20 protein-coding genes are annotated in these 22,850 nt (G+C 56.8%); 12 read left to right on the top strand and 8 right to left on the bottom strand.

The genetic code is table 11. The features are described from left to right. Positions 1–75 precede the first annotated feature (75 nt). The 4 genes from AC07ED_RS05970 to AC07ED_RS05955 are packed head-to-tail and all read left to right on the top strand — an operon-like array spanning position 76 to position 4,067. Positions 76–231, top strand: a complete 156-nt coding sequence (locus AC07ED_RS05970; protein WP_158664507.1) for a hypothetical protein — start codon at positions 76–78, stop codon at positions 229–231. Between the two features lie 3 nt (positions 232–234). Then, on the top strand, positions 235–1,782 hold the full coding sequence (locus AC07ED_RS05965) for a hypothetical protein (RefSeq protein ID WP_105234968.1): 1,548 nt from the start codon (positions 235–237) through the stop codon (positions 1,780–1,782). Further along, the gene (locus AC07ED_RS05960) at positions 1,779–2,717 is read left to right on the top strand and encodes a site-specific tyrosine recombinase XerD (RefSeq protein ID WP_105234967.1); all 939 of its coding nucleotides are present in this window, start codon (positions 1,779–1,781) and stop codon (positions 2,715–2,717) included. The genes AC07ED_RS05965 and AC07ED_RS05960 overlap by 4 nt, the downstream gene beginning before the upstream one ends. Positions 2,718–2,768: 51 nt before the next feature. Continuing rightward, positions 2,769–4,067 (top strand): HlyC/CorC family transporter, encoded by a 1,299-nt coding sequence (locus tag AC07ED_RS05955; RefSeq protein WP_435404502.1) that lies wholly within the window; start codon positions 2,769–2,771, stop codon positions 4,065–4,067. 27 nt (positions 4,068–4,094) lie between these two features. On the opposite strand, the gene AC07ED_RS05950 is transcribed toward AC07ED_RS05955, so the two are convergent. Beyond that, positions 4,095–5,645: a helicase HerA-like domain-containing protein gene (locus tag AC07ED_RS05950; protein WP_105234965.1), complete on the bottom strand. Its 1,551-nt coding sequence runs from the start codon at positions 5,643–5,645 to the stop codon at positions 4,095–4,097. A 407-nt stretch (positions 5,646–6,052) separates the two neighbouring features. Between AC07ED_RS05950 and AC07ED_RS05945 the strand changes: the two genes are divergently transcribed. Beyond that, positions 6,053–6,622, top strand: coding sequence for an invasion associated locus B family protein (locus AC07ED_RS05945; RefSeq protein WP_105234964.1), 570 nt, complete (start codon positions 6,053–6,055; stop codon positions 6,620–6,622). A 49-nt stretch (positions 6,623–6,671) separates the two neighbouring features. On the opposite strand, the gene AC07ED_RS05940 is transcribed toward AC07ED_RS05945, so the two are convergent. The 4 genes from AC07ED_RS05940 to AC07ED_RS05925 form a co-directional block, all read right to left on the bottom strand. Further along, the gene (locus AC07ED_RS05940) at positions 6,672–7,883 is read right to left on the bottom strand and encodes a beta-ketoacyl-[acyl-carrier-protein] synthase family protein (RefSeq protein WP_105234963.1); all 1,212 of its coding nucleotides are present in this window, start codon (positions 7,881–7,883) and stop codon (positions 6,672–6,674) included. Between the two features lie 5 nt (positions 7,884–7,888). Next, positions 7,889–8,146, bottom strand: coding sequence for an acyl carrier protein (locus AC07ED_RS05935; RefSeq protein WP_105234962.1), 258 nt, complete (start codon positions 8,144–8,146; stop codon positions 7,889–7,891). A gap of 73 nt (positions 8,147–8,219) precedes the next feature. Continuing rightward, the gene (locus AC07ED_RS05930) at positions 8,220–9,287 is read right to left on the bottom strand and encodes a UDP-3-O-(3-hydroxymyristoyl)glucosamine N-acyltransferase (protein WP_105234961.1); all 1,068 of its coding nucleotides are present in this window, start codon (positions 9,285–9,287) and stop codon (positions 8,220–8,222) included. Between the two features lie 26 nt (positions 9,288–9,313). Beyond that, positions 9,314–10,867 carry a L,D-transpeptidase family protein gene (locus AC07ED_RS05925; RefSeq protein WP_105234960.1) on the bottom strand — a complete coding sequence of 518 codons (1,554 nt, stop codon included), beginning with the start codon at positions 10,865–10,867 and terminating at the stop codon, positions 9,314–9,316. A 366-nt stretch (positions 10,868–11,233) separates the two neighbouring features. Between AC07ED_RS05925 and mepK the strand changes: the two genes are divergently transcribed. Next, positions 11,234–11,815, top strand: coding sequence for a peptidoglycan L,D-endopeptidase MepK (gene mepK / locus AC07ED_RS05920; protein WP_105234959.1), 582 nt, complete (start codon positions 11,234–11,236; stop codon positions 11,813–11,815). 51 nt (positions 11,816–11,866) lie between these two features. On the opposite strand, the gene AC07ED_RS05915 is transcribed toward mepK, so the two are convergent. Then, complete coding sequence (locus tag AC07ED_RS05915) at positions 11,867–12,568, bottom strand: hypothetical protein (protein ID WP_105234958.1); 702 nt, start codon at positions 12,566–12,568, stop codon at positions 11,867–11,869. A gap of 74 nt (positions 12,569–12,642) precedes the next feature. Further along, positions 12,643–13,509 (bottom strand): helix-turn-helix domain-containing protein, encoded by an 867-nt coding sequence (locus tag AC07ED_RS05910; protein ID WP_105234957.1) that lies wholly within the window; start codon positions 13,507–13,509, stop codon positions 12,643–12,645. A 187-nt stretch (positions 13,510–13,696) separates the two neighbouring features. Here AC07ED_RS05910 and AC07ED_RS05905 point away from each other — a divergent pair, with 187 nt between their 5' ends. From AC07ED_RS05905 to AC07ED_RS05885, 5 genes are all read left to right on the top strand, one after another. After that, on the top strand, positions 13,697–14,086 hold the full coding sequence (locus tag AC07ED_RS05905; protein ID WP_105234956.1) for a helix-turn-helix domain-containing protein: 390 nt from the start codon (positions 13,697–13,699) through the stop codon (positions 14,084–14,086). Positions 14,087–14,166: 80 nt separating this feature from the next. Beyond that, positions 14,167–15,279 (top strand): methyl-accepting chemotaxis protein, encoded by a 1,113-nt coding sequence (locus tag AC07ED_RS05900; protein WP_105234955.1) that lies wholly within the window; start codon positions 14,167–14,169, stop codon positions 15,277–15,279. A 75-nt stretch (positions 15,280–15,354) separates the two neighbouring features. Then, positions 15,355–16,080, top strand: a complete 726-nt coding sequence (locus tag AC07ED_RS05895) for a 5-oxoprolinase subunit B family protein (protein ID WP_105234954.1) — start codon at positions 15,355–15,357, stop codon at positions 16,078–16,080. After that, positions 16,077–17,087 carry a 5-oxoprolinase subunit C family protein gene (locus tag AC07ED_RS05890; protein WP_105234953.1) on the top strand — a complete coding sequence of 337 codons (1,011 nt, stop codon included), beginning with the start codon at positions 16,077–16,079 and terminating at the stop codon, positions 17,085–17,087. The genes AC07ED_RS05895 and AC07ED_RS05890 overlap by 4 nt, the downstream gene beginning before the upstream one ends. Beyond that, a complete protein-coding gene (locus tag AC07ED_RS05885) occupies positions 17,084–17,839 on the top strand; it encodes a LamB/YcsF family protein (RefSeq protein ID WP_105234952.1) in 756 nt (251 codons plus the stop codon). Before AC07ED_RS05890 ends, AC07ED_RS05885 begins: the two co-directional genes overlap by 4 nt. Positions 17,840–17,958: 119 nt before the next feature. Here the strand turns inward: AC07ED_RS05885 and AC07ED_RS05880 are convergent, their stop codons facing one another. Further along, positions 17,959–21,573, bottom strand: a complete 3,615-nt coding sequence (locus tag AC07ED_RS05880; RefSeq protein WP_105234951.1) for a vitamin B12-dependent ribonucleotide reductase — start codon at positions 21,571–21,573, stop codon at positions 17,959–17,961. Between the two features lie 671 nt (positions 21,574–22,244). Here AC07ED_RS05880 and AC07ED_RS05875 point away from each other — a divergent pair. Continuing rightward, complete coding sequence (locus AC07ED_RS05875) at positions 22,245–22,727, top strand: Lrp/AsnC family transcriptional regulator (RefSeq protein WP_105234950.1); 483 nt, start codon at positions 22,245–22,247, stop codon at positions 22,725–22,727. Positions 22,728–22,850: the final 123 nt, after the last annotated feature.

Below are 22,850 nucleotides of genomic sequence, written 5' to 3'. Positions count from 1 at the left end.
GCCAGCAAGGGCATATATAAAGACAGCCAAGGGTGCAAAGCCCATGAGGCACAAAGGGCAAGAAAGGCTATCGGAATGTTGTGGAGATTGTTCAAAGCTCTGATCGTTCTGCTTTTTCTAGCGGGGATCGGACTTGTGGCATACGCCTACGTCGGGCCGCTGTTCTTTCCGGCAGATTTCGCGGCACCTGAACAAGCGGTCAGCCAACCCGTTACCCTGCAGGTGAAATAACAAATGCAAGGGGCACAGCTTATTACAGCCTTTGTTTTGCTGGCCTCCGCGACCCAAGCCCAAGAGGCAGGTCCGCTATCGGCCATTGATTGGCTGTCCAATAGCGTTGATCCAACAGTCACCGTCAGCCCGCTAGGTTCTGAGTTTGGAACAGGCGTTGCGCCGCTTGATGGGGCGGAATCACCAGTGGTGACAGTGACCCCTCTGGACAGTGGATCCCCTGATTTGGTCGGGCTCTTGCCACCATCAATGACAGGTCTGCCGAACACCATCTGGTCTGCGAGCACCGAATCAATTCTCGTATCGCTCGTCACCGCAGAACGGACAGAGTCGGTCCCCGCGATCCAAGACTTCCTCACGGTCCTTCTCTTGGCCGAAGCCAAACCACCCTTTGATGCGGGCCGCGAGGGGAACCTATTCCTCGCCCGCGTTGATAAATTGCTAGAGGTCGGCGCGCTGCAACAGGCACAAGCTCTTCTTGAGGCTGCAGACCCACAGGAACCCGCCCTCTTCCGCCGTTGGTTCGACATTTCGCTACTGACGGGCACCGAAGACAACGCTTGCGCCACGATGCGCGATGCACCCGACCTCGCGCCCACTCACGCGGTTCGTATTTTCTGCGTGGCCCGTGGCGGCGATTGGGACACGGCGGCGCTGATCCTCAACACTGGGATCGCGCTCGGTGACATCCAGCCCGACGACGAACAGCTTTTGGTGCGGTTCCTCGAGACCGAATTCGATGATCACGCGGCGGCCGTTCCAACGCCTGATCGTGTCACGCCGCTGAAATTCCGCCTGCTCGAAGCGATTGGTGAACCTGTTCCCACAGCAACCCTGCCACGCGCCTTTGCCCACGCCGATCTGCGCGATGTGGCAAGCTGGCGGAGCCAACTCGAAGCGGCAGAGCGTTTGGCTCGTTACGGTGCCGTTGACGACAATATTCTGCGTGCGCTTTACACCGCGCAACGCCCTGCGGCTTCTGGCGGCATCTGGGATCGGGCTGAAGCGTTCCAACGGTTTGACACCGCCATTCGCGCCCGCGACCCCGTTGCAGTTGCCGCAGCCCTCCCTGCCGCATGGTCCGCAATGAAAGACGCCCGAACCGAAGTACCGTTTGCGCGCCTCTATGCACCGGACCTTGCTGCCTTGCCTCTCACAGGTGACGCGGCGGCATTAGCGTTCCACGTGCTGCTTTTGTCCGCCGATTACGAAGCCGCAGCACTGAACTTTACCGCGACAACCGACGACGATATTTTCCTGAGCGCTGTTGCCCGTGGCAACGTTTCAGCCGTCAACGCAAAAACGCCCGCGCAACACACTGTATTCGCTGCATTTTCAGGCAAAACACCCGTTCCCGATTCCATCGCGGACCTCATCAATTCGCAAAAACTTGGCGAAGCACTCCTGCGCACCATCGCAACCTTTGGTGAGGGCATGACGGGCGATCCTGTCGCCATTTCAGAGGCGCTCGTGACCCTGCGCACGGTCGGGCTAGAGGATGTCGCGCGGCGTGCGGCGCTCCAGTATCTGTTGTTGGACCGCCCATCATGACAGCGCCGTCTGGCATGATGCATTGGATCCAGAGCTTCCTCGAAGCGCAGGCCGCCGAACTTGATGCCGCAACGAACACCCAATTGGCCTATGCCCGCGACCTCAAGGATTTTGCGGATTGGCTCGACCGCCGCAAAACCCATTTCATTGATGCGGATCGGACCAACGTCGAAAACTACCTGATCAGTTGCGAGGCAGAAGGATTGGCCGTTTCGACCCGCGCTCGTCGCCTCTCTGCGATCAAACAGCTTTATCGTTTTGCCTTTGAAGAGGGTTGGCGTAGCGACAACCCTGCGGTTCAGATCAAAGGACCAGGAAAACCTAAGCGTCTGCCCAAAACGCTGAGCGTTGAGGATGTTGATCGCCTCCTCCACGCCGCCCGCACACATGGCCGCGACACGGCACGGAATACCTGCCTGATGGAGCTTCTCTACGCGACGGGGATGCGTGTCACTGAACTGGTTAGCCTCCCGATCGCCGCCGCGCGAGGTAATCCTCAGATGCTCTTGGTGCGTGGCAAAGGGGGTAAGGAACGGATGGTCCCGCTCTCTGCGGCCGCTCTGAACGCGATCTCAGACTGGCTCGACGTGCGGGACACGGCAGAGGACCTTGCCAAACGCAAAGGCATCCCCGCCTCCAAATTCCTCTTTCCATCGCGGAGCAAGGATGGCCACCTCACCCGACACCGCTTCTTTGCCCTGATCAAGGAACTCGCGGTCGCCGCAGGAATTTCCCCCGAAAGCGTCACCCCCCACACCATCCGTCACGCATTCGCCACGCACCTTTTAGCAGGTGGAGCTGATTTGCGGGCGATCCAGACCATGTTGGGCCACGCTGACCTCGCGACAACGGAAATTTACACGCATGTGCTAGACGAGCGTTTGAAAGACCTCGTTCTGACCCATCATCCGCTTTCGAAAAAACGGACCACTTGAACCGCGCCTCTCGCGCCCCCATAACCGTTGTAGACCAACGGATTGGACCCAATGCCTGTTCTCGACGCTACATTCTGGATCACTGCCGCCGCCATCCTCGTACTTTTGGTGCTCTCTGGCTTTTTCTCGGGCTCTGAAACGGCGCTTACGGCCGCAAGCCGTGGTAAGCTACGCTCTGCCGCCGACAAAGGGTCGCGCGGGGCTGAGACGGCGTTGAATGTGACCGAGGACAACGAACGCCTGATCGGCTCGATCCTCTTGGGCAATAACGTAGTGAACATCCTCGCCACCTCGCTCGCGACAGCTGTTCTGACGAAGCTTTTTGGGCAAAACGGTGTCGCACTGGCGACCTTGGGGATGACCCTCCTCGTTCTGATCTTTGCCGAGGTGCTGCCGAAAACCTATGCCATCACCAATCCCGAAACGGTGGCGGCCCGCGTGGCCTCTCCGATCCGCTATGTGATCCTCGTCTTTTCGCCGGTGGTCTCTGCCGTGCGCCTGTTAGTGCGTCTGGTCCTGCGGATGTTCGGCGTCAAAGCGGACCCCGACAGCAACATTCTCGCCGTCCGTGAAGAGATCGCAGGCGCGCTACAACTCGGTCACTCCGAAGGTGTCGTCGAAAAAGAAGACCGCGACCGTATCCTAGGCGCGCTCGACCTATCAGAGCGCTTTGTCGAAGAAGTCATGCTCCACCGCTCTGGCATTCAGATGATCGACGCGGGTCTGCCTGTGCCTGAAATCCTCGCACAAGTTCTCGAAAGCCCGCACACCCGTCTGCCGCTCTATCGCGATGATCCCGAAAACGTGGTCGGTGTGCTCCACGCCAAGGACCTCCTGCGCGCCATGCACCGCATGCTCGAAGATGGGACGATGGACACGGACGAGATGAACAAATTCGATATCATGTCGGTCGCGATGAAGCCCTACTTCATCCCCGAAACCACCACGCTCGACGATCAAATGCGCAAGTTCCTTGAACGCAAAACGCACTTTGCCTTGGTGGTCGATGAATACGGCGGGCTTGAAGGTCTGATCACACTTGAGGACATCCTCGAAGAGATCGTTGGTGAAATCGCCGATGAATTCGACGTGGCCGAAGAGGACATGATCAAACCAACGGCAGACGGCGCCTTTATCGTCGACGGGTCAATGACCCTGCGCGACCTGAACCGTGCCCACGATTGGAACCTGCCCGATGACGAGGCGAATACCATCGCGGGTCTGGTGATCCATGAGGCCCAGATGATCCCTGTTGTAGGTCAAGTGTTCAGCTTCCACGGGTTCCGCTTCGAAGTGATCGATAAAGAGCAAAACCGGATCACCAGCCTGAAAATCCGCCAGCTCAATTGAAAAAGGCGGCTCGCGCCGCCCTTTCCGTTATCGTGATTTGAATAGCGTCCCGAGGATGCCGCGCACGATGCGCCGACCAGTGGTCCCCTTCAGCTCTTTGATCACGGCAGAGCCGATAGCCTCCCCAAAGGATTCATTCTTTGTTGACCGCGACCGTGTCGTGCGGGTCTTGGTCGATCGCGACGACCCACCGTCATAACGACGCGCATTGCGGAACTCGCGCTCCTCGTCCTCTGCTTTAGCTTCGGCCTCTTCTGCAGCAGTGGCTTCTTTGGCTGCGGCATCCGCGCGTTTCAGCAGAATTTCATGCGCCGATTCACGATCCACAGCCGTGTCATACTTTGCCCCCATCGGTGAGGTCGCCATCAACGCCTTACGGTCGCTCGCCTCAATCGGGCCGAGTTTCGACGACGGCGGACGGATCAGCGTGCGTTGCGCGATCCCAGGGATGCCCTTGTTTTCGAGCATAGAGGTCACAGCCTCGCCCGTGCCGACCTCGGTGATCGCATCAGCTATATCGAACGCAGGGTTCGGGCGATAGTTCTCCGCCGCCTGACGCAGTGCCTTTTGATCCTTCGCGGTAAAGGCACGCAGCGCGTGCTGCACGCGGTTGCCCAGCTGGCCCAGAATATCTTCTGGCACGTCAGCAGGATTTTGCGTGATGAAATAAACGCCTACCCCTTTGGACCGGATCAAACGCGCAACCTGTTCGACCTTATCAACCAAGGCCTTGGGCGCATCATCAAATAGCAAATGCGCCTCATCAAAGAAGAACACCAGCTTTGGTTTATCAGGGTTGCCGACCTCGGGCAGTTCTTCGAACAATTCAGAGAGCAGCCACAGCAGGAACGTCGCATAGAGGCGCGGGCTGTTCATCAGCTTATCCGCAGCCAGAAGGTTGATCTGCCCACGACCGTCGGGCGCAACCTGCATCATGTCCATCAGGTCCAAGGCAGGTTCGCCAAAGAACGCCGTTGCACCCTGATTTTCCAACACCAGCAACTGCCGCTGGATCGCACCGATCGAGGCCGATGCGATGTTCCCATAGCGCAGTGCAATCTCGCTCGCGTGTTCACCGACCCAAAGCAACATGGATTGCAGGTCTTTGAGGTCCAAGAGCGGGAGGCCCTCTTCGTCGGCGACGCGGAACACGATGTTCAGAACGCCCTCTTGGACATCGGACAGTTCCAACATCCGCGCGAGCAACAGGGGCCCCATTTCGGCAACGGTGGTGCGCACGGGGTGGCCTTGATCACCGTAGAGGTCCCAGAAGGTCACTGGGAATTTGTCGTATTGCAGGTCAAGCCCGATGGTCGCTGCCCGTTTCATGAACGCATCGTGGAGTTTGAACTCCGCAGAACCAGCCGCCGCCAACCCCGACAAATCGCCCTTAATATCCGAAAGGAACACAGGAACGCCCGCAGCCGAAAATCCCTCGGCCAGAGTTTGCAGCGTCACCGTCTTACCCGTGCCCGTCGCACCAGCGATCAAGCCGTGACGGTTCGCGTAGTTCAGCAAAAGCCCCTGCTGTTCAGCGTAGCCTTCGCCCCCCCCGCCGATAAAAATCGCGTTTTCCATAACACCCTCTAAATGCTCAAATCGGTGCTAAAATACATCCTTAACGGTTTCATGCCATAGTGAAAGCGTTCGTCAGGATTGTATTCTGACCGACAAAATCTCCTCCCTGTTAGACTTGCCGCGCCTTTGGGCGCGGTTTTTTTAGGCGACTGCCATAAAACTGTCGTTTCCCAGTTGACGGTCCCGATTCCTTTTCGTAGCGTCACATCAAATAGTCGGCCAAGTCCGATAGGGAGAATAGAGAAAGGGGATCGGTTTCGGTCCCTTTTCTTTTTGTTCCAACTGATTATCGGTAACACTTCACGTGAACGGATCGGCAATCCTCTGCCGATACTGACGCCGATGTCACCTGACACCCCCTCACACACGTGTTAGACAGAGCCAAGCAACCCAATACAGGACTTTTTATGTTCAACGTGATTAAGCCGCTCGCCACCCTGACGATGATCGCCCTCGGCGGTGTCGCACTGGCGCAAGAGACCGCAGCCCCCGCAACAGACGCCCCCGCTGACCCGCAGGTCGGTCAGGTCTACGTCAAAGAGACCTCTGGTGATTGGGAACTGCGCTGCCTCAAAGTCGAATCTGGCGATGAACCCTGCCAAATTTACCAACTGCTCAAGGATGCTGAAGGCAACTCGATCATGGAAGTCACCATGTTCCCGATGCCCGCAGACCAACAAGCTGCAGCAGCTGCGACCCTTCTGGTCCCGCTGATGACCCGCCTGTCCGAAGGCATCATGATCCAAGTTGATGACGCCGACCCGCGCCGTTACCCGATCGAATTCTGTAACCAAGGTGGCTGCGTGACCCGCGCTGGTTTCACCGCCGAAGAGCTCGCTGCGTTCAAGGCTGGGTCGAACGCGAAAGTGCGTATCGTTCGTGCGGAAACTGCACCTGAGGCAGCCGAAGTTATTCTGGATATGTCGCTCGCTGGCTTTACCGCTGGATTCGACAAAGCCACGCCGCCGACCAACTAAGGCGCTGACTATTAAACAAAACGCCGCCTCTTGGGGCGGCGTTTTGCGTTTATGGGGCTTTGCGTAGCGCCAGCACGGCGTTCAATCCGCCAAAGGCAAAGGCGTTCGTGAGAACCACGTCCACATTCGCCTCGCGCGCCTCATTCGGCACCACGTCGAGCGCACATTCTGGATCGGGCTCTTCGTAGTTGATCGTCGGCGCGATGATGCCGTCTTTGAGGGCCATGATACAGGCCAAGAGTTCGACCGCGCCCGTGCCACCGATCAAGTGACCATGCATGGATTTGGTCGAGGACATCATCAGTTTATCCGCGTGCGGACCAAAAGCATCCGCGACAGCCGCCGATTCCGTTTTGTCGTTGGCGGCCGTGCCCGTGCCATGCGCGTTGATATAGCCAACTTCGCTCTTGTCGATCCGCGCGTCTCGCATTGCACCCGTTATCGCACGACCCGCGCCCTGCTTTGACGGCATCACAATGTCAGAGGCATCCGACGACATTGCAAAACCGATAACCTCGGCAAGGATCGTCGCCCCGCGTTTGCGTGCATGTTCGTAGTCCTCGAACACGAAAACGCCCGCCCCTTCGCCTTGAACCATGCCGTTGCGGTTGGCGCTGAACGGACGGCACCCGTCCTTGGACATGACGCGCAGCCCTTCCCAGGCTTTCACGCCACCAAAGACCAGCATGGATTCAGAGCCACCCGTCAGCATGACCGGCGCCATGCCCGAACGGATCATCTGGAACGCCTGCCCCATTGCGTGGTTCGAAGACGCGCAGGCCGTTGCCACGGTAAAGGACGGACCGCGCAGATTAAATTCGATGGACAGGTGGCTCGTCGCTGCGTTGTTCATCAGCTTCGGCACGATAAAGGGGTGAACGCGGTTTTTCCCTTCCTCGTAAACCACACGGTAGTTTTCATCCTGCGTCGTCAGACCACCGCCAGAGGTGCCAAGCACAACCCCAGACCGATCCGCCAACTCACCGTGAAATTCGAGCCCCGACTGCGCCACAGCTTGACGTGCAGCCAACAACGTAAACTGCGTAAACCGATCATAGAGCGCGATTTGCTGACGGTTGAAATGCGCGTGTTCGTCGTAGTTGCGCACTTGGCCCGCGATTTTCACCATCAGGCGATCAACGTCAGGAATTTCCAACGGACCGATGCCGCAACGCCCTTCGCGCATCGCCTCAAACGTTTGCGCAACATCATGGCCGAGGGCGTTGATCGTCCCCGCACCTGTAATCACAACGCGACGCATTGGCGTTATACCTTTTCGGAGACGAGCTTTGAAACAGCGTCAATGATGGCAGAGACGGACGAAATGTCGAAATCGCTCTCGCTCGGGTCATTCGCATTGAACGGCACAGAGATGTCAAAGGCCTCTTCGATCGCAAAAATGCTCTCCACCAGACCGAGGCTATCAATGCCCAAATCCTCTAGCGTGTGATCCATTTTCACATCCGATGGCTCTAGAACGGCCTGTTCGGCAATGATTTCGATGACTTTTTCGCGAATTTCCATGTGTCCTCGCCTCTCTCGGGTATGACCCTTGGGCATTTAAAATGATCTAATCACTATGACCGCCGTTTGAAACTTATTTTTGACGGTTTCCCATATCACGTAGGATTCTTGGCAGACGGCGCAAGGATTTATAAATCTCAATTTGCTGCGTCATTTGTGTCGCGGGATAGCCCATCATCACACGACCCGCAGGCACATTCGCCAAAACCATCGTCCCAGCCGAAGTTACAACATCATCACCGATTTTGAGGTTATCACCGACGCCCGTCTGACCGCCCAAAACCACGCGATCCCCGATGACCGTTGATCCAGCCACCGCTGCGTGTCCCGCCATAAGGCAGTGTTTGCCCATGACCACGTTATGCCCGAGATGGCAGCCGTTATCGATTTTTGATCCTTCGCCGACAAAGGTCGGACGGATAGTGCCTGCGTCGATAGTGGAACCAACGCCGACCTCAACATCGTCTGATAGGATCACGCCGCCCAAGGAATGGATACGGTGCTGACGCGGATCGTTCGGGATTTGAGCCTCGGTATCGCCCAAGGTCGCGCGGGCCCGCTCAACATTCGACTGCTCGGCCATAACAAACGAAAACCCGTCGGCACCAATCACAGCGTTTGGATGCAGGATCACACGATCGCCCAAGGTCACACGCCGCATCACCCGCGCCCCATCAAGGAGCACACAGTTTTCACCGACCACCGCCCCCGGTGCAACGGTCACATGTGCAGCAATTCGGGTGCCTGCGCCGATCACAGCGCCCTTGCCGATCAGAACAAAGGGACCGATTGCGACGCCCTCGCCCAAGGTCGCGCCCTCGGTAATCGCGGTCGGGTGAATACCGTCCTCAATATCCCACGGACGGTCGAGCATCTGCGTGAGCTTTGCCATCGCAAGTCGCGCGCGTGGTGCGATGATCGCCGCCTTAAGGCCAAGCGCCTGCCAATCGCAGCCAGACCAGACCACAGCAACCTGTGCCTGACCCTGCCCCAGCTTTTCCGCATAAGCAGGCGACATCGCCAGTGCGAGGTCGCGCGGACCAGCCGTTGCAGGCTCTGACGCGGTGTCAATCTCTAGGGACAGATCGCCCAAGGCCTCAGCCCCGAGCGCAGTTGCAATCTCTGAAACGGTATAAGCCATAAGTCCCTCTCAACGTTGAGAAGGATTTACCCCTGAACGCCGCCCGCGGCTACCCCTTCACGCGCCAAAGCATCCCAAATCACTGCGTCACGACCGTAAATGTCGCGGCGATACTGCAGTGACCCGTCCACATTGGTAAACGCGGTACGATAATCCAAGTGCACAGGCACTGGCGTCTCTAGATCAACCCGCGTTTCCTGCCCTGTCCGAAGACGGGATTGGAAGAACTCGACCGGATCAGAGGTCTGACGCGCCAATAGTGCGTAAGCAAAGTCATGCGGATCGTCCAAGCGGATGCACCCGTGACTAAAGGCCCGCACTTCGCGTGCAAACAAATTCTGCGCAGGCGTATCGTGCAGATAGATATTGTATCGGTTCGGGAACATGAACTTCACCGACCCCAGCGCGTTGCTCGGCCCCGGCGGCTGGCGCATGGAGAACGGGAAGCTGGACGCGGAATATTGGCTAAAGCCATTCGCGCGGTTCACAACCTGACCATTGCTCGCCACGACTTGAAGGTGGCTCACTGCTCCCGCATCAGCCTGCAGTCGCGGCAGATATTCGTTCACGATGATCGAGCGCGGTACATACCAGCTCGGGTTAATCACCATGAACTCCATCAGATCAGAGAACTCTGGCGATTGACGGTCATCGGAATTGGCACCGATAACAGATCGGGTTTCAAAGGTGACGATATCGTTGTCGATGATCTTGGCGGTGAAGTCCGTGAGGTTCACCCAGATATGGCGGTCCCCACGCGGGATATTCAGCCAACGCTCCCGTTCCATAGCGACGATAACTGACTGAAGGCGGTCCTCAATCGGGCGGTTTAGCTCAACAATCGTCGAGCCACCCGCAACACCATCAGCGGTCAAACCGTTGTATTCCTGAAACTTTTGCACCGCAGCCTGAAGAGTTGCGTCATAAGTGGCCGTCACCGACCGCTCCATAAAGCCCATCGCGATCAGACGGTTGCGTAGCGCAACGACAGCCGCCCCCGTATCACCGGGCCGCAGCGTCGCCTCTGGCACCGTGGCACCCCAGCCACCACGAGCGATCTGATGCTCAAGCCGCATTTTCGACCGCATCAGCCGCGCATATTCAGCGGATTGCGGAGCGAGTGACCGCAGATACTGCACCGGATCGGCTGTCAAAAACCCATTCAGGATCTCAATCCGATCATGCACGGGAATTTCACGTTTGATCGCATCCAGAACACGGTTCGGATTGAGGATGCCCGTCTGCACGTCCCGCGCATAAGTGAGGAACAATTCGCTCAACTCGACTTCCATCGCGCCTTGTTCGTAGGCCGTTTTGGCCGACTGCAAACGGGCGATCAGAGCATTGGGATCGAATTTCTCGGCTGGCAAACCATGGAGCGGCGCATCCGCAAAAGCACCCAGGAGCGCATTACGGCGGGCCTGCGCAACCTCGTCCGATCCCGTCCAAATGCTCGCGAAATCACGAGCGCGGTAAAACGCGGCCAGTTCGTCATCCATTGCGACAGATTCAGCCACAGCTTGACGGAATGCTGTGACCTGAGCCTGCACAGGCGCAGTTGTGCCCAGAACAAAGGACATCGCGACCAAAGCCGCCAAAGACGAAAACCGAACCGATCTATTCACGCGCAAAGCCCCAAACTAATATTCGCAATTGCCGACCAGAGAGACACGTTGACGCCCCGATAGTCCACTCACAATTGCGATAATCGGCCACGGGGCTACCAAATGTTGCAGGTCCGCACCGCGAGGGCGACGCATCGCGGGCCACCTCAATCGGATTTTGCGCAAATTTTCGCCTATTTGGCCTTTGTTAACGGACCCTAGGGCATTCTTTAGTTGGTTCAGGAATCAGTCTGTGCCATAAAGTTCCTGCATCTGGGGATGAGATGAAAACAAAACCTGCACGCCACAGCAGGTAATAGCGACGGGACAGGCGCTTCAACTATGACGACAACGAATACCTCGGGAATTTCTCGTCGCGGTCTCCTTCGTGCGTTCGCCGCGACCGCTGTAACGGCAGCTCCGGCTTTCACCCCTACATTCGGTCAAGCAGCTGGGTTCCTGCGCGGCGCTGGTGATGTTCGTCGGATTAAGATGTATTCTGGCCGCACCGGCGAAAAGATCGACATGATCTACTGGATCGAAGGCGACTATATCGCTGAATCGGTCAATCAGATCGTCCACTTCATGCGCGACTGGCGGAACAACAAAACCATCGCCATCGACACGCGCACCATTGATATCATGGCAGCTTCGCACAACCTGCTCGACGTCACTGAACCCTACATGTTGCTGTCGGGCTATCGTTCGCCTGAAACCAACGCCATGCTGCGCCGCCAATCCTCTGGCGTTGCGCGCAATTCGCTCCACATGCGCGGTCAAGCTGCTGACCTCCGTCTAGCAAGCCGTTCGGTCAACCAAATCGCAAGCGCCGCACAATCCTGTAACGCTGGCGGCGTTGGTCGATATGCGGGCTCGAACTTCGTTCACATGGACTGTGGTGAGGTCCGCACTTGGAACGGCTAAACGCTTCCCGAGGAACGGAAAAACAGGCGCCCTCTCGGGCGCCTTTTTCATTTAGGCCATGACAGTTTCGGCAGGAATGGTGAGAAGATACCGCAGGTCATCGCGGTTCATCCAACACATATGCGCCACCATCGGATCAGGGCGATCCTTCGCATACCAGCTCAGCGCGGCGGGTTCGGAATGCATGTAGCCTTCGCGTTCACCCAAGCCCTTGAACGCGAGCTTTTTGATAATGAACCCAATCATGTGATCAGGCGACCACGTCATCAGCGCCGTGGCCAAAGCAAGCCGAGCTAGAATGCTCGACATGCCTGTGCCGCGGTAGGCAGGATCGCTGATCATCCAGACGTCACCGTGATAGGCACAGGTGCCCGTCATGCGTCGCGCGCTCGGACCGGGGGAATAGAACGAGCGGTCGAAATCAATCGGCAAACCTGCAGGCGGAAAGGCCACGTATTGATCGCGGAAATAGTCGGCAAGGCTCTGCCCTTCGATCCGCAACAAACGCACCGCTTGGGTAAAAACGAGCCGCTTGTCACGGTCCCATCCTAGAAACCAAAACCCATCATCAGGGTGAATCGCGTTAAGGTTTGGGTCAAACGGCACGCCAATCGGCTGCGGTCGATGCGCGGCGATTGTTTCGGCATAGTAATCAAAGTCGGACCCCGACTCTAACCGAATGCCGTATTTTTCCGCCAAAGTTACAATGGTGGCTACATAAAGCGCACCTTCAAAAGAATCGTGGATGGTCATTGTTCACTCTCCAAGGCTAATCATCCTTGGAGCCATCTTGTGATCCACGACCGTTAATAAATGGTTTACCAGTGTTAACGAATATCCATGAGCAACTCGCTCGGCATCCGTTCAATCTCTTCTCTGGGTAGTCCGTCGATGCAGAGGTCATAGGTACGTACCACGACCGACACCAAACCACGGCTCTGATCTGGGAAGCGACACCCCAACAGCAATCGTTGATAGCTGATCGGCACGGGGGCACCGCCCTTCTCACGCGGAAGTTCTGACACGATGTGATCGAGCCGCACGCCTTCGGTGCGTTTCACTTCCTCAAACGGCGCGACGAGCAACCGACCGAACCCCTGACCACCTGGAAGATCTGCAGACTTCAAGCCAATGCTGCTCAGCGCCCAATCGCGCCCGAACCATGACGAATATGAGGACTCCGCCCCGACCTCCACGCAGATCCATTCCTCGCCCAAACGGCGGAAAATCACGACAGCCGCACGGACCGCCTGAAACTCTGGCGCTTCAATACGTCCTTGCGAGGCGACCCACGCGTTAAAGCAATTCCGCAACAAGTCAGGTCCACTGTCCCAAATCCGACTGATCGGCTGTTGTTGTAGATGATAATAGTGGCCGTTCGTCTTTTCGCTGCGCAATTGATCCAGCCCACGCACCTGCCCCGACTGGTTTTTCATCCACGCATCAGACAGCGCCACAATATCAAGAGCCCCCTCCAACGCATCACGTCCCGCATCCGTCAGAGCGTATTGTCGGTCGTTGACTGAGAACAGCTCGGTTCCGCGATACTCTTCCAATGCGCGAATGTGCCGACGGACCGTTTGACGCGTGCTATTCAACCGAGAGACGGTCCGAGAGAGGTTCAATTCCTTTGCCAAAACCGTGAACGAACGGAGCATCTCATAAAATAACGCAGCAGTTTTTGGCTCGCCCATCTCAATGCTCCATAAGAAAATGAAATCAAAGCAACGTGTTACGGTCGAATCTTGCACCGCTCAATTTGATGGGTGATTTATGCACCATTGAGTGGTGATAGTTCAACCACTTTTAGTTGTATTTAACACGTTGAAACATACCCGTTGAGGCGAGATTTTCTCTTGCAGAAGTTGTAGAGGAAACACCATGCCGCATCCTATCGATGATTTTGTAGCCCAGAAAATTCGCAATGCCCGCCTGATGCGCGGTCTGACGCAATCGGGTCTGGCCGCACAAATCGGGTGTTCGTTCCAACAGTTGCAGAAATACGAAGCCGGCCAAAACCGCGTCTCCGCCAGCCGTCTTTATCAAATCGCAACCGCACTGGACGTATCGCCGGGTTACTTCTTTGAAGGCGTCGATGACCGTGTTCATTCAGACGAGATTGACACGACCACATCGCGTATCTTGTTTGCGCTCGCTCGTGTTGAGAGCCCACAGATCAAAGAAACACTTTGCCGCATGGTTCAAGCCATTGCGAAAACAGAAGAAATGGACGGCGATTACGATGCGCCAACCTATGCAAAAACGGCCTGAACTAAGTCGTTTTCTCGCTAAATAAAGTCACGGTTGCGCCGTTGAACCCTTTGTAGGTGACAACAGGCAAGGCAACCGTGATGACTTTAATCCCCCCAAAGTGGCCATTGATGATCCGTGCTGCGGTGTTCAGTGTAATTTTGAACACTGTTTTTGGGTCTATTGTAGGGTTCACCTATCCCTACTGGTCTAATGCCCTCGGCAACCCTGCCATTGCGATCTCGCTGATCTGGGTCGGCGGAAGCATCCTGACAGCTTATATTCTGCTCCGTTGGTCGCGCAGCAGCATTCGCCCGCTTGCCAACCTCTATCGCGCTGTTCGCAAAATGGCCGATGAAAAAGACCTCAGTGTTAAGTTGCCCGAAGCCCCGACTGGCGACCTTTCTCGCACCACCATTGCGATCACCGATTTGATTAACTTGATCCGAAGCGTGATCACCGACGTGACCAAAGAAATCGACATCGCTGACAACGCAGCTGAGACGATCCACAACAGCACCCATAACCTCCACCAAAACGCCGAACGCCAGTCCAGCACGGTCGAACAATTGTCCTCCTCGATCGAGGAAACCGCTTCTATGGTGCGGTCAAATGCGAAATCTGCGAGCACAGCAAACGACCTCGCGCGGCGCACTGCGACCATTGCCAACGACGGCCAGTCGCAGGTTGAAAACATGGTGACGGCCATGGACGAGATCGACAAATCGTCCCGCGCCATTATTCAGATCATCAAAGTGATCGACGAAATCGCATTTCAAACCAACCTCCTTGCCCTTAACGCTGCGGTCGAAGCCGCACGCGCGGGCCAACACGGTCGTGGTTTTGCGGTCGTGGCCCAAGAGGTCCGCAACCTCGCTGCGCGGTCGTCCAAGGCTGCGGGTGAGACGTCCCGCTTGATCGAAACATCGCGTAAACAGGTTGAGATTGGTGTAACCACATCGGCAACGACCCGCGAAACGTTTGAAAAAATCGCGGGGGAAATCACCACCGTTGCTGAACGCATCGAAGAGATCACCCTCGCTAGCTCTGAACAGACTCGTGCGGTGGATCAGATCAATATGGCGATGAGTGAGATCCAGAAACTCACTCTCGAAAATCAACAGCAGGCCGAAACGCTGGCGTCTGGGGCAACACGTATGCGCAGCGGAACCCAGCGCATTCGCGGCTCTGCTCGCTCGTTGAAAACCGCGTAATCTGACTAAGGCGTTGACGATCACCGCGGGTTTGCCCACAAATCCGACCATGTCGTCAACGCATTACGCCACATCATGATGCCCCTGCCTGAAATCCTCCCCTTCGGTTTGGATGCCGTTCTGGTGCGGTTCGATGCGACAATGTCGGATCAGGCCAATCGGGCGGCTTTGGGCTTTGCCGCGCATATTCGGAACAGCGCCCTCCCGTTTGTCGAAGTATCTAGCACGCTCGCTTCTGTAACGCTTCGGTTTGACCCCTTGGCGGTTGGGCTGGATGAGGTTACCGCACTACTCCAACATCACCTCAAGACCCAAGACTGGGGCGCCGTCGCCCTGCCCGCAGGTCGCAAGCTCTGGCGCGTTCCGACTTGCTACGGTGGCGATCACGGTCCGCAATTGGCAGAAGCCGCAGAACTCGCAGGGATTTCGATGGATGCCGCGATTGATGCGCTCGGCACCTCACGGGTGCGCGTTTTGACCATCGGATTTGCACCAGGTTTGCCCTATCTCGGCACCCTGCCGCCCGAATGGAACATCCCGCGCCAAACCGCTCTCACACCCAAAGTGCCCGCGGGCGCATTGGTCGTTGCCATCCGTCAGTTTGTAGTCTTTGCAAACGCCTCCCCCACGGGCTGGCGCTGGATCGGTCAAACTGCCCTGCCCTTATTCGATCCGGCACGCAGCCCCGCGTCGCTGTTTTCCCCCGCCGATGAGGTCATCTTTACCCCCGTGTCAGAGACCGAATTCACAACCGCGCGAACAGCCCCCTTTGGCGGCGCAACGTGGGAGGACGTGGAATGACCACGCTTACAATCCACCGCGCTGGCCCTGCGATGACGGTCCAAGACCTCGGTCGCGAGGGGTATCTATCGATTGGCCTCCCCCGTGGGGGCGCCGCAGACCGCAAGGCCATCTGCGAAAGCGCCGCCCTCCTCGGTCAATCGCCCGATCATGCTGTGATCGAAATGGCGGGTATGGGCGGCGTGTTTTCCGTCAGTCAACCGACCCGCATTTCCCTAACGGGCGCACCGATGCGAGCCACGATTGGCGACAGGGCGCTGGTTTGGAACGCCTCTCACCTCCTTTTGCCCGAGGATCGCCTGACCATCGGCCCTGTGCTGTCGGGCGTTTATGGCTACATCGGATTTGGCGGTGGCATCGCGACTGAGCCTGTGATGGGCAGCAGATCCACCCACCTCACCTGCGGGATCGGCGCAGTGCTCGAAACTGGCGCGACACTGCCACTGGGCCCTGATCGAAATACGGATCGGGTCGGAATGATCCTGCCAACAGACAATCGGTTTGAGGGCGGCACGATCCGCTATATCAACGGACCACAGACAGCATTATTTGATGAAGCAACGCGCGCACGGTTCACCCAGACCGAATTCACCCGCGATTCTGCCGCCAATCGCCAAGGTGTGAAACTGAACGGCTCAGGCGCAGGGTTCGCGACGGCGGATCAATTGAACATCCTGTCGGATGCGATCCAGCCCGGTGATATCCAAATGACAGGTGATGGTGTGCCGTTTGTGCTGCTGCCCGAATGCCAAACGGTCGGCGGCTATCCACGGATCGGCACCGTTATTCCTCAGGACATTCCAAAGGTCGCGCAGGCCCCAGCAGGTGTAAAAATACAATTCACCTGCATCACCCGCGAAGAGGCGCTATCCTCGTATCAAAGCCTCGCAGGACTGACCCGCGATCTCGCAGCGCTGTGTAAACCGCTGATCCGTGACCCCGCACAAATGACGGACCTGCTCAGCTATCAACTCATTTCCGGCATGATCACAGGATGGGACGCATGAAAACGATCGATCTGAATTGCGACATGGGCGAAGGCAGCACCGAGGCCGAGGTGCTCTCTGAACTGGCGATGCTCGATATTGTCAGCTCTGCCAACGTGAGCTGCGGTGCCCACGCAGGCGATGCGAGTCTTATGTCCCGCGTCATGCAAACCGCATTGGACAAAGGCGTCGCTATCGGTGCCCACCCTGGGTTTGAGGACCGCGCGAATTTCGGTCGGACCGAGATAACGCTCGCCCCCTCTGACCTCACGGCGATCATCCGTTACCAAGTCGCAGCCTCGGACGGGGTCTGCCGCGCCTTGGGCGGATCGCTGTCGCACCTGAAACTGCACGGCGCGATGGCAAACATGGCGTCACGCGACGAAGAGATGGCGCTCACCTGCTACCGCGCCGCCCGCTCCGTCTGCCCTGACTTACCGCTCATGGTAATCGCTGGCACAGCCCAAGCACGAGCGGCGGCGACCCTCGGCGGGCCTGTAATCTCAGAAATTTTCGCGGATCGAAGCTACGAATCCGACGGCACCCTCACCCCACGCGGGCAAGACGGCGCAGTTATCCACGATCCCAACATCGCAGCGACTCGTATCCTGCAAATGCTCGAGGCCGGCGCGATCCTGCCACGGACAGGCGATCCGATCCCTGTCGCGATCGACACGATCTGCGTGCATGGCGATACCGCTGGCGCCGTGGCCATCGCGCGCAGCATCCGTGACCACCTCACCGCTGCGGGCTATTGCATCACTTCTAAATAAAGAATGGGGGGCGCTTGGCCCCCCAGTTCCACGGATCGGGTGGAGTTATATACCGCCCGATTGCTTTTTGCCTGTATCCCGATCCGCGTCGGGGGCGAACGCATCCGCCCCTGAAACTCTTAGCTGCAGCCCGATGTGCCGCCGCATGTATTGCACTTCATGCAGGTGCCGTTGCGCACCAGCGTGTAGTTGCCGCAATCCCCACAAGGATCACCCTCGTAGCCTTGCATTTTCGCTTTGTCACGTGCCGACATCGTGGTCACTGTCCCGACGGCGGTTTCCGTCTTAGCGGTCACAACTTTGGTCTGCTGAATCTCTTCTACAGCCGGCGCACTGAACACATTCAAGTCCTGTGGCAAGCGCTTCCGCAAATAACCCGTCGAAGAGATTTGTTTTAACACTTCCAACGACTTAGAGGCCGCACTTTCACTAGGTGACTTGACATTAGAGATGCCTTCCGCTTCACCGCGACCCAGATCATCAAACGCTGCACCCTGCGGTTTCACATGCGCCAGATCGGTGCGGTCGAGGTAGGACACAGCCAACTCGCGGAAGATGTAATCGAGGATCGAGGTTGCCGACTTGATCGAGTCGTTCCCCTGCACCATCCCTGCGGGTTCGAACTTGGTAAAGGTGAACGCATCGACGAACTCTTCGAGCGGTACGCCGTATTGCAGACCGACCGAGACCGCGATGGCAAAGTTGTTCATCATCGCGCGGAAGCCAGCACCCTCTTTGTGCATATCGAGGAAAATCTCACCGAGGCTCCCGTCCGAATATTCACCCGTCCGCAGATAGACCTTATGACCACCCACGACCGCCTTTTGGGTATATCCCTTACGGCGCTCTGGCATCTTTTCGCGGTGGCTGCGCACGATCTCTTTGACGATGACCTTTTCGATCACCTTCTCGGCCAGCACCGCAGCTTTTTCCACTGGGTTGCCGGATTCGAGGATCTCTGCCGCCTCTTCGTCATCCTCAACCAGCGCCGCAGCGAGAGGTTGGGACAGTTTCGACCCATCACGGTAGAGTGCGTTCGCCTTAACGCCGAGGCTCCACGACAGTTCATAGGCCTTCTGGCAGTCCTCAATCGTCGCATCGTTCGGCATGTTGATCGTCTTAGAGATCGCACCAGAGATGAACGATTGCGCCGCAGCCATCATGGTGATGTGGCTATTAACCGACAGATAACGCTTACCTTTTTTGCCGCACGGGTTGGCGCAGTCAAAGACGTTGTAGTGTTCTTCTTTCAGGTGCGGCGCACCCTCCAGCGTCATGGTGCCACAAACATGGTCGTTCGCAGCGTCGATTTCAGCCTTAGAGAACCCAAGGTGACGCAGCAGGTCAAACGACGGGTCGTTCAGTTTCGCCGCTGGAATACCGAGGGTTTTCTGGCAGAACTCTTCACCCAGCGTCCACTGGTTGAACACAAAGCGGATATCAAAGGCCGATTTCAGCGCGGCTTCGATCTTGTCGATCTCGCCTTGGCCAAAGCCATGACCGATCAGCGCCGTGTGGTTGATCGCGGGGGCCTGACCGATCGAGCCATGACCGACTGCATAAGCAATGATCTCTTCGATTTCGGCAGAGCTATAGCCCAGCGTTTCCAGCGCAGACGGAACCGAACGGTTGATGATCTTAAAGTAGCCACCACCTGCAAGCTTCTTGAACTTTACGAGGGCAAAGTCAGGCTCAATCCCCGTGGTGTCACAGTCCATAACCAGACCAATGGTACCCGTCGGCGCGATCACAGAAACCTGCGCGTTGCGGTAGCCGTGCTTTTCACCAAGCGCCAGCGCCTGATCCCATGCCTCGGTCGCGATTTGAACCAGACGCGCGTCAGGGCAGTTCGCGTGGTCGAGCGGAACAGGTTTCACCGCAAGGGCTTCGTAGCCATCCGCATTGCCATGTGCCGCGTTGCGGTGGTTCTGAATAACACGGAGCATGTGCTCTTTGTTGCGCTCGTAGCCTTCAAACGCGCCCAACTCGCCCGCCATTTCAGCCGAGGTCGCATAGGACACGCCCGTCATGATTGCGGTCAGGGCAGCGCCCATCGCACGGCCTTCATCGCTGTCATAGCCAAAGCCCATGTTCATCAGCAGGCCACCAATGTTCGCATAGCCAAGGCCAAGCGTGCGGAACACGTAGGACAGCTGCGCGATTTCTTTGGACGGGAACTGCGCCATCATCACAGAGATTTCGAGCGTCACAGTCCAAAGGCGGGTCGCGTGGATATACTGCTCAACGTTAAACTCTGCGTTCTTGTAGAACTGCAGCAGGTTCATCGACGCGAGGTTACAGGCCGTATCGTCGAGGAACATATATTCCGAACATGGGTTCGATCCACGGATTGCACCATCCTCGGGGCACGTGTGCCATGCGTTAACGGTGTCGTGGAACTGGATACCCGGATCAGCACAAGCCCATGCCGCGTGTCCAACCTGCTCCCACAGATCGCGCGCTTTGACAGTCTTGGAAACGGTGCCGTCTTTGCGGTTGATCAGGTCCCAATCCGCATCATCCTTAACCGCCTGAAGGAAGGCATCGGTCACGCGGATCGAGTTGTTGGAATTCTGACCCGACACAGACGCATAGGCCTCAGAATCCCAGTCGGTGTCATAGGTCGGGAATTCGATGCTGGTGTGGCCCTGTTTAGCGTAGTCCAGAACACGTTTGATGTAGGTTTCCGGGATCGCGACTTTCTTTGCCTCACGAACAGCGGATTTCAGGCTCTCGTTCTTGGACGGGTCATAGGCATCAGCCTCTGCCCCATCCCACGTGTTAATCGCCTTAAAGATCGCGTTCAGCTTCTGTTCGTGCATCTTCGAACCAGCGACGATCGACGCCACTTTCTGTTCTTCGATGACCTTCCAGTTGATGAAGTCTTCGATATCGGGGTGATCGGCATCGACGATCACCATCTTCGCTGCTCGACGGGTTGTGCCGCCTGATTTGATCGCGCCAGCCGCACGATCGCCAATTTTGAGGAAGCCCATCAGGCCCGACGATTTACCGCCGCCCGAGAGCTTTTCGCCTTCGCCCCGCAGCGACGAGAAGTTCGTGCCGGTGCCAGAGCCGTATTTGAACAGACGCGCTTCACGAACCCAGAGGTCCATGATCCCGCCCTCATTTACCAGATCGTCAGCGACGGACTGGATAAAGCAAGCGTGCGGCTGCGGGTGTTCGTAGGCAGAATTCGATTTAACCAGTTTCCCAGTTTTGTAGTCGACATAGTGGTGGCCTTGCGCCGGACCATCAATGCCATAAGCCCAATGCAGACCTGTATTAAACCACTGCGGGCTGTTCGGTGCGGCCATCTGATTGGCCAGCATGAACCGCATCTCGTCGTAATACGCACGGGCGTCGTCCTCGGTGGTGAAATAACCACCCTTCCAACCCCAATAGCACCATGCACCAGCCAGACGGTCGAACACCTGCTTTGCACTGGTTTCGCCCGACATTTCTGCGCCTTCTGCAGGAACAGAGCGCCACAGGAATTCTGGCACGTCCTTTTCACGGACTTTGGTCATCGCGCTCGGCACGCCAGCCTTGCGGAAGTATTTCTGCGCAATCACGTCAGAGGCAACTTGGCTCCACTTCGACGGAACTTCACAATCGTCGAGCTTGAACACGATCGTTCCATCGGGATTGCGAATTTCAGACGTCGTCGTGCGGAAGTCGATGTCCGCGTAAGCGTCTTGTCCTGCTTTAGTGAAAATGCGTTCGATCTTCATCGTACCTGGCCCCTAACACACGACCGTCTGCGCGGCCTGCCGATCTACTTCAAGGCGCTACACGACGCCCCAATTCCCTGACGCCAAATGAACCAAAGCTTGGGCCAAGCGACTCCGCTCAGGGAAATACCCTGTTGCAACAGCACGGCGTGCTGATCGTTACGGTTGGTAGTCTGCCTTGATCCAAGCGGCACCACATATTGTAGCGCCCCACTCGGCAGGCACAAACTGACAAAACTACCCCTTGGGGGTCAATCAATTTTTTCGACAAAATGTTGGATAATCTAGCTTGACGCACGCAAGTGTTTAAAACCGCTCGATTCATCCACAGCCTTGCCCACAGCTTAGGCAAAGGTTTTCTCATCTTAGGTTATTCAAACCTGATCTAAAGAAGTAATCGGTATCCAATTTGACGCAGCCCAAAGCTGAAACCACCGCGAAAAATAGAATCGCGCTAGACCCACAGTCTGCAAACAGTGTGGTTGGATTGACCGCCTTCCGGTAAATAGGTTGTTAACACGGTGAGAACTCTCAAGGCTCCCACAGGCGACCGCTTGAAGCTCTTTGCAAGGGATTAATTCGGGGCGACGTAAAAGCATTGCATCAAACCGTTTTGTAGATATGACAGATGGGTTGTTGTCTTGATCGACTAGCGTTTGAGGAAGCTGCTCTTGAAAAAATCTGCTCTTGATGGTGCTGATCTGCGCATTCTCGCCGCCGTGCAATCGCACGGGCAACTCAGCAAGACAAAGCTCGCCGAACTGGTCAATCTTTCGCCCACCCCCTGCTGGGAACGCCTGACCAAGCTGAAACTAGCAGGCTACATCACAGGCTACAGAGGCGAGATCGCTCTAAATAAGCTATGTGATTTTACGATGGTCGTGGTGACTGTTTCGCTCGCCCATCATCGGAAATCCGATTTTGAACGGTTCGAAGCACAAGTTCAGGCGATGGATGAGATCATTGATTGCGTCGCCACGGGCGGCGGCATGGACTATGTTCTCAAGGTCGTCGCGCCAACGCTTGTAGCATTTCAGGGCGTATTGGATCGGCTCTTTGCAATCGACGTCGATGTGGACCGCTATATGACCTACATCGCCACCCGTCAGATCAAATCGACCGTTCCGAACTTATCCAATCTGATCACGCGCTGAGCCTCCGACCAGTTGGTCGGTTTTTAGAATTCTCTTTAGCCTGAACAGTCGCCTTTCATCTGCGTTTTCAGACCATCGCTCTGAAAATGTGGCGCTAAATGTTTTGTCCAGAACAGCGCGGCA

This window comes from Aestuarium zhoushanense (assembly GCF_056431045.1).
Note: the sequence above shows the minus strand (reverse complement) of the source record. Positions and strands in the feature narration are given on the sequence as shown.